Consider the following 6,552-nt stretch of genomic DNA (forward strand, 5'->3'; position numbering starts at 1 on the left):
TTTTATTTTTTTTTTAGTTATTTGAAAAAATCTGATAACCTTTTTTAAATATTTAGGGTGTTTTTTTTTAATGTTAAATGATGTTAATGGTTTGGGGCTTAAATTGTGGAGGTTGTGTTTAGAATCTGACTTTCAAGGTGAACTTTTTGAGTTTAAGAATTATTTTTTAGCTTTGTTTTCTTATAAGTTTTTATCTGAGAGATTAGTTTTTAAATTGGATTATGAATTAAGGGAGGATAATTTAAGTTTTGTTGAGGCTTATAATTTGGAGGAGTATAGGGATGCTTTAAGGGATGAGGCTTTAGAGTCTTTAGGATTTTTTATTGAGCCTGATTTTTTGTTTTCTAATTTTGTTAGATTAGCATGTATAGGGGATGTTAATTTATTAAGGAAATTAGAGGCTGCTTTTAAAATGTTTTCTGATTGTTCATATTATGGTGTGTGTCCTTTAAGTTTTATGAATTTGTTTGAGGATGTGGATTTACAATCTGATACGTTAGGTAAAACTGAGGATGATAGGACTGATTTTATAAGTGAATTATTAATTCATTTATCTTTTTTTGATTTCCAAATTAGTAATGAGGATAATTGTATTGCCGGAGATGTGTTTGATTATTTATTATCTCAGTTTGCATTTGAATCTAATAGTATAGGTTGTTATGCTCCTTTAGATGTTAATATGGTTTTAAGTAAAATTGTATCATTAAATAAACATGTTTTAGATTCTGTTTATGATTCTTGTTCAGGGCTTTCTTCTTCTCTTTTAAGTGTTAAAAGGGAAGTTCTTGTGAATAATTTTTATGGTGAAGAGATTAATCAAACTTACTTTAATATTGCTCGTATGAATATGTTAATTCATAATGTGAAGTGTGAAGATTTCAATTTAGTATGTGGTGATTGTTTAGAGCATCCGGGATTTGAGGGTGTTAAGTTTGATGCTATTGTTTCTAATTTAATTTGTTATTCTCATTGGTCAGGGGATCGGAAATTTTTAAATGATGAACGTTTTAAGGATTATGGGAGGGTTCCTCCAAAAACTTTATCTAACTTTGCTTTATTATTACATATGTTGTATTATTTAAAGGATGATGGGACTATGGCTTATAGTAATGGGTATTGGTTTTCTGTTTAAAGTTTGGGGTAGGTATTTAAGAGAGTATTTAATTAAGGATAAGAATTATTTAGATGCTGTAATTAACTTACCAAGTAATCTTTTCCCAGATACAAGTAGTCCTACATGTATTCTTGTTTTAAAGAAATCGCGGATGAAAAATCAGAGTGTTTTGTTAATTGATGCTTCACATGGTTTTAATACTGTTAATGGTAAAAATCGGTTAAGAAAAATGGATATTAATAAGATTATTAAAACTTATAAAAATAGGGAGGAGTTGAAATATTATTCACATAATGTTTCATTAGATGAATTAAAGGAAAATGGATATAATTTAAGTATTAGTAGATATGTTGAGGATTATTATGATTATATGTGGCGTAAATTAATTGATAATTAATTTTTATCTTTAAAAAAAATTGATTTTTTTTTACTTAATTATTTTTTTTATAAAGTTTTTTTTATACTTCTTTTTGAGGTTGGGTCATAAAAATTTTTAATTTTTTTCTTAGCTTTGATTTTTTTTGTTTTTCTTTTATTTGTTTCTAGTTTTCAATGCATTTTTTTAGGTATTTTCTTGGTTTTTTGTTGTTTTATTTAGTTCGTTGTATAGTCTTTTGAGGTTGTGTCCTATTGCATGTAGTTTCATCTCTGTATTCACCATTTCTATGCCTGTATAGTTGAATTCTATCATTTTTATGTTGCGTTTTAGGTGTCCGAATGGCCATTTTACTGTTTTTTGATCGTTGTGCGTATATTTTTTGTGCCCATTTTTCATCCATTTTGTGCTGCATTCTGATTTTTTGCTGGGTTTCCATAATAGGTTATGGTTCGATATTGGTTTTTGAATATTTACCTGAAGGATTAGTTTATATTTCAAGCACTGTTAGTAAAGGATTTTATAATTCAACTAATAATGTTTGGAGCATTGGTGATTTAAATTTTGGTGAAAGTGTTGATTTAACTTTATTAACTTATGTGAAAGTAGGTAATTTTTCTTTAACTAATAATGTTTATGTTACTGGAAATGAATATGATTGGAATATTACAAATAACTATGGCAATAAAACTATTTTAATTAATTCGACTATTCCAAGTAAAGATAATAATACTGAAAATAAGACTATTAATATAACTAATACTACAATTACTCCAAGTCATGTAAATAACAATACTAATATGTCTTTTATGAATAAGACTAAAATTCCATATAAAAATACCACTGTTAATAATATAATTAGTAATAAGAATTTTAATATGAAAAACACAGGAAACCCTATAATTACCCTTTTATTAGTTTTATTTGCTTTAATCTTAATAAGTTCATATAAACCTAAGAAAAAATAAAAACAAATTAGATCTATAAAAATTATTATTAAAAAAAATAATGAAGGATAACTTCTATTTATTAATTTAATTCATTAAATAGAATTTAAACCTTTTATTATTCTTCTTTTTTTTAAACTCCTCTTAATTAAAAACTTATTTTCACATACTTAAAAATAATAATTGATATTTAAATGTTTAGTTTAGTTTTAAAAATGGAAAAAAGGAGAAATTAATTTTTATTCATCTATTTTGAATGGGTTTTTAGATGTGCTTGCTTGGTAATCTTTTGTTCCAGTAAAAATTGTTTTACAATCGTAAAAATCAACATTTAAATGTAATAGGTAAAGTGTATTGTCCTTCATTATTAGTAGTTACTGTGTAATTTTTACTTGCACCATCACTTAAACGTGTTAATTCTAATGTTACATTAATATTACTTACACCTATCTTTGTGTTATTTGTTAATGTGTATAGGACTCCATTAAGTTCTCTTTTTTGGGGGTTTAAATCATTATTATAAACAGTATGACTATTAGTTAATTGACTTGTTTCATTACTTAAACTGTTAACTGTAATAAAATTATTTTTTAAAGTTAGAATATAATCATCACTAAATTGGGTTTGAACATAATAATTACCAGAATCTAAATTTATAGTTAAACTGAATTGTCCTTCACTATTACTTAAGACACGATAAAGTATATTTGCACCATCACTTGATCTGGAAATATAAATAAATACAAGTTTATTTGCAACTGGGGTGCCATTTATTGTGCTTATAGTTCCATTAAAACTATTAGGACCTGTACTAGAGTTAATGTATAAATCACTGGTATTTATAATAATATTACCAATTTCCATACTTACATTAGCATAAGAAGAATTATACTCTCCATCTCCATTAAATGCAGCTTTAACACTATAATCATTACACATAAGAGTTATAGGTAATTTAAATTCCCCTAAACTATTAGTTGTTACATTATAAATTTTCCATGCACCATCACTTAAACGTGTTAAGTTTAAACTTATAATTTTATTACTTAAAGGATTACCATTCTTATCTGTTAAATTACCTGTAAGTGTATTGTTTTTACCATAAATAAAATAATAGTAAGGTAGGTTTAGTATTGTAGAATTATCCTCAGATTCTTTAACTTTTATATTTTGGTTTAGTATTTGGTTATCCACACAAATATTTACACTATAAACAGCACTTTTACCTGTGGCTGTATATATGGAACTAATCATATTGCTAAGTTTTAAACTATTATTCATTAAGACTCCACCAGTACAATTTAAATTTAAAACTCTACTTGGCATATTATTAAGTAAATTAGTATGGTTACAGGTTTGGAATTTAACAATCACACTACTATTAGTATTTAAAAATATTTCATCAGGTTCAAGACTTAAATTCACAATAATCCAATCAGATGGTGAATAATAATCCCCAAAATTATTATAAGTACAATAAATTCAATTACTACCATTATTAAATGGTGTATTGTTTCCCCACCAATTATAATCATAATTAAAACTTCCTACACTATAATGTTTATAGTTAATAGTTTCACCTTGACTAATACTAGTATTGTTAATGAATGAACAATAATTAACATTAATACTAATATCTGATGTGTCTATTGCTCCGCCATACTTTTCACTAGCAGTGTTACTTATAAAAATACTAGTATTACAGATTCCATGAGCATTTTGAGTATAACCATCAATAGCATAAATAGCACCACCAGTAGGTGCAGTATTATTAATAAAACTACAACCTGTTATATTGAAGTTTCCAGCCTCCCTAATAGCTCCATCACATGAATACAATGCTGTATTATTAATAAAACTAGAATTTGTAACTGTTAGATCACCAAATAAATTAATAGCACCACCTTCATAAGAAGCTAAATTATTAATAAAACATGTATTAACATTAACCAATTCACCATCTAAATAAATTGCACCACCCATTTTAGCCTTATTATTAATATAAGTACAATCAAGATTTATTATATTAGCAAAACCATAAATAGCACCACCATAATTAGTAGTATAAGTACCAGTATTATGAGTATGGCCTCTACCATTAGTGAAAGTTAAATTAATTAAAGTTAAATTAACCACTTTAAAATCTTGACGAGGTAAGTAAAATATACAATCCTTATAATCAGAACTAAGAGTAACACTAGAACCAGTATCACTTTTAAGGGTTAAATCCTTAGTAATGCGCTGATTGCTTAAAATATAAGTACCATTAGTGAAAATAATACATCCACCTTCACTTACACAATTATAAGCATTTGTCCAATTACTAGGATTACTGGAATTAGAACCTGAACCTGTACCATTAGGACTAATATAAACACTATTAGAACTAGTTAAAACACTCTCATTAACAGTTTCTAAATTATTAACACATTCTGTGCTGTTTAAACATAAATTTCCTGAACTATTCAATTCCAAACTGGTCGAATTTGATATATTAAAATCTTCAGCTGCCTGAACACAACTTATACTCACAGTAAACAATAATATTAAAGTTAAAACCTCTAATATTAACTTTTTTTTAAGTTTCATTTTAAAAATATACCTCCCCCTAATTAAATTTATATATAAAAATATGAGATTTATTATATTTAAATACTTAAAAAATATTCAAAAAAAATATTATAAAACTGAATCATATATTAATTTCCTAAAAAAAATGATCCTTTATAAATTTTTATATTTAAAAAATAGATTTTAACTTATACAATTATAGCACTAGCTGGTTTTAAAAAAAGTTTAATTAATCTAAGTGTTTAGATTAAGGTTTATTATCTTCCAAAACGATAATAATAAATGTTTATTGGACTGTTACAGTATGGACAATTTGTAAAGGAAAATCCTCTGGGAGAATTCCTGGTTTAATACCGAAATCTGGAATACCAACTTCAGAAAGATATATTTGTCCACAATAACGACATTCATACTCATAATTATAAAATTGTATATTTTCATATAAATATTTTTATATTTAGAATTTCTAGAAACCATTATACTCTTTTTAAGGCTTTGTAGAAACCCTATTTTTTTGGTAGTTGTGTTGATCTGTGGATGTTGTAGATTAGGTTTTTGAGTTTTGTTTCTTTGTTTGACTGTTTTAGTGTTCTGCTTCGGTTTGTTCCGTTAAATAGTTTTTTGATTATGCTGAATACTCCTTCTACATTGCTTCTTAGACTGTATATTTTTTGGGTCTGAAGATGGATATGCTGTTAAGTCTGTAGTGTCCCTTTTTTTTGGCTCCTGGTTTTAATTGCTATTTATGGTCAAAAGCTCCTGTGTATTCGTTTATACATTTTCTTATGGGTTCTGTGTCGTATGCTCATGTCTGCTAATATGTAAATGTGGATGATATTTTTTTTTGTTTATCTTATGGAATTGATTGCAGAACTTGGTGTCACTTCTAAGGTCCTCTTTGAGTGGCATAATTTAGGATTAAACGAGTTTTCATGTCTAATTGTAATTATGGTTTTTAACATAGCTTTTTTCGTTTCTTTGGCTCGTATTATTTCATAATATTTGTCAGCATAATCATTTGGTGAATCCATGATCCATCAAGAGCTATAATTTCTCCACTTATATCATGTTGGGATAATATTAATTGGTTGATTTTTTTTAAAGTACCTGATGGTAGTTTATTGTGAAGAATTTTTGGATTGTGGTGTAATGTGGGGTCTTTTTTATTCGTAAATATTTAATTATTTTGGTCATGATAATTTGTATAAAATTGAGTTATAATTCACGATATGTGCTTTTTGTATAAAATTTTAAGGTGATAAAATAGTGAATAAAAACTATGGTTGTGTGTATAAAAATGATTGCTAAAATAATGAGAATAAAGTATTTAAACAGATTTTTGCATAGTATAAATGTGGTATTCAATGAAATTTTAACAGTTAATTATTTGTTAAATTATTCATTATGATTTTTTAAATGTCTTTTTATAAAATTTTTTGTAAGGTTTTTCAAAGTTAAAATCCGAAAGATTATAATTGCTTAGAAAACAAATAATTACTTGGAGAATGGATGTTTTTAATAGTCATATTAATATTTATTCTCCA

The 6,552-nt window shown here is 25.9% G+C and carries 7 protein-coding genes; 3 read left to right on the forward strand and 4 right to left on the reverse strand.

Features of this window, described 5'->3' with window-relative positions:
- Positions 1–70 precede the first annotated feature (70 nt).
- Together BP997_RS08275 and BP997_RS08280 are read left to right on the forward strand one after the other, a co-directional pair.
- Positions 71–1,132 carry an N-6 DNA methylase gene (locus BP997_RS08275; protein WP_413823565.1) on the forward strand — a complete coding sequence of 354 codons (1,062 nt, stop codon included), beginning with the start codon at positions 71–73 and terminating at the stop codon, positions 1,130–1,132.
- Positions 1,086–1,511 (forward strand): N-6 DNA methylase, encoded by a 426-nt coding sequence (locus tag BP997_RS08280; RefSeq protein ID WP_413823567.1) that lies wholly within the window; start codon positions 1,086–1,088, stop codon positions 1,509–1,511. Before BP997_RS08275 ends, BP997_RS08280 begins: the two co-directional genes overlap by 47 nt.
- Before the next feature lie 165 nt (positions 1,512–1,676).
- Here the strand turns inward: BP997_RS08280 and BP997_RS08285 are convergent, their stop codons facing one another.
- Positions 1,677–1,889, reverse strand: coding sequence for a transposase (locus tag BP997_RS08285; protein ID WP_413823569.1), 213 nt, complete (start codon positions 1,887–1,889; stop codon positions 1,677–1,679).
- Between the two features lie 59 nt (positions 1,890–1,948).
- Between BP997_RS08285 and BP997_RS08290 the strand changes: the two genes are divergently transcribed.
- Complete coding sequence (locus BP997_RS08290) at positions 1,949–2,458, forward strand: DUF11 domain-containing protein (RefSeq protein WP_413823571.1); 510 nt, start codon at positions 1,949–1,951, stop codon at positions 2,456–2,458.
- A gap of 218 nt (positions 2,459–2,676) precedes the next feature.
- Here the strand turns inward: BP997_RS08290 and BP997_RS08295 are convergent, their stop codons facing one another.
- From BP997_RS08295 to BP997_RS08305, 3 genes are read right to left on the reverse strand one after another with little or no spacing between them, the layout of a single operon-like run.
- A complete protein-coding gene (locus tag BP997_RS08295; protein ID WP_413823573.1) occupies positions 2,677–2,802 on the reverse strand; it encodes a hypothetical protein in 126 nt (41 codons plus the stop codon).
- Positions 2,762–3,862: a hypothetical protein gene (locus BP997_RS08300; protein WP_413823576.1), complete on the reverse strand. Its 1,101-nt coding sequence runs from the start codon at positions 3,860–3,862 to the stop codon at positions 2,762–2,764. Before BP997_RS08300 ends, BP997_RS08295 begins: the two co-directional genes overlap by 41 nt.
- 57 nt (positions 3,863–3,919) lie before the next feature.
- Entirely contained in the window at positions 3,920–5,026 is a 1,107-nt protein-coding gene (locus tag BP997_RS08305; protein ID WP_413823578.1) for a hypothetical protein, read from the reverse strand.
- Positions 5,027–6,552 lie beyond the last annotated feature (1,526 nt).

The organism is Methanobrevibacter sp. UBA412, assembly GCA_002495685.1.
GTDB lineage: Archaea > Methanobacteriota > Methanobacteria > Methanobacteriales > Methanobacteriaceae > Methanobrevibacter_A > Methanobrevibacter_A acididurans.

Coding starts and splice junctions, on each gene's coding strand:
- BP997_RS08275 (WP_413823565.1), top strand. CDS start 71: ATGTTAAATGATGTTAATGGTTTGGGGCTTAAATTGTGGAGGTTGTGT.
- BP997_RS08280 (WP_413823567.1), top strand. CDS start 1,086: ATGATGGGACTATGGCTTATAGTAATGGGTATTGGTTTTCTGTTTAAA.
- BP997_RS08285 (WP_413823569.1), bottom strand. CDS start 1,889: ATGAAAAATGGGCACAAAAAATATACGCACAACGATCAAAAAACAGTA.
- BP997_RS08295 (WP_413823573.1), bottom strand. CDS start 2,802: ATGAAGGACAATACACTTTACCTATTACATTTAAATGTTGATTTTTAC.
- BP997_RS08305 (WP_413823578.1), bottom strand. CDS start 5,026: ATGAAACTTAAAAAAAAGTTAATATTAGAGGTTTTAACTTTAATATTA.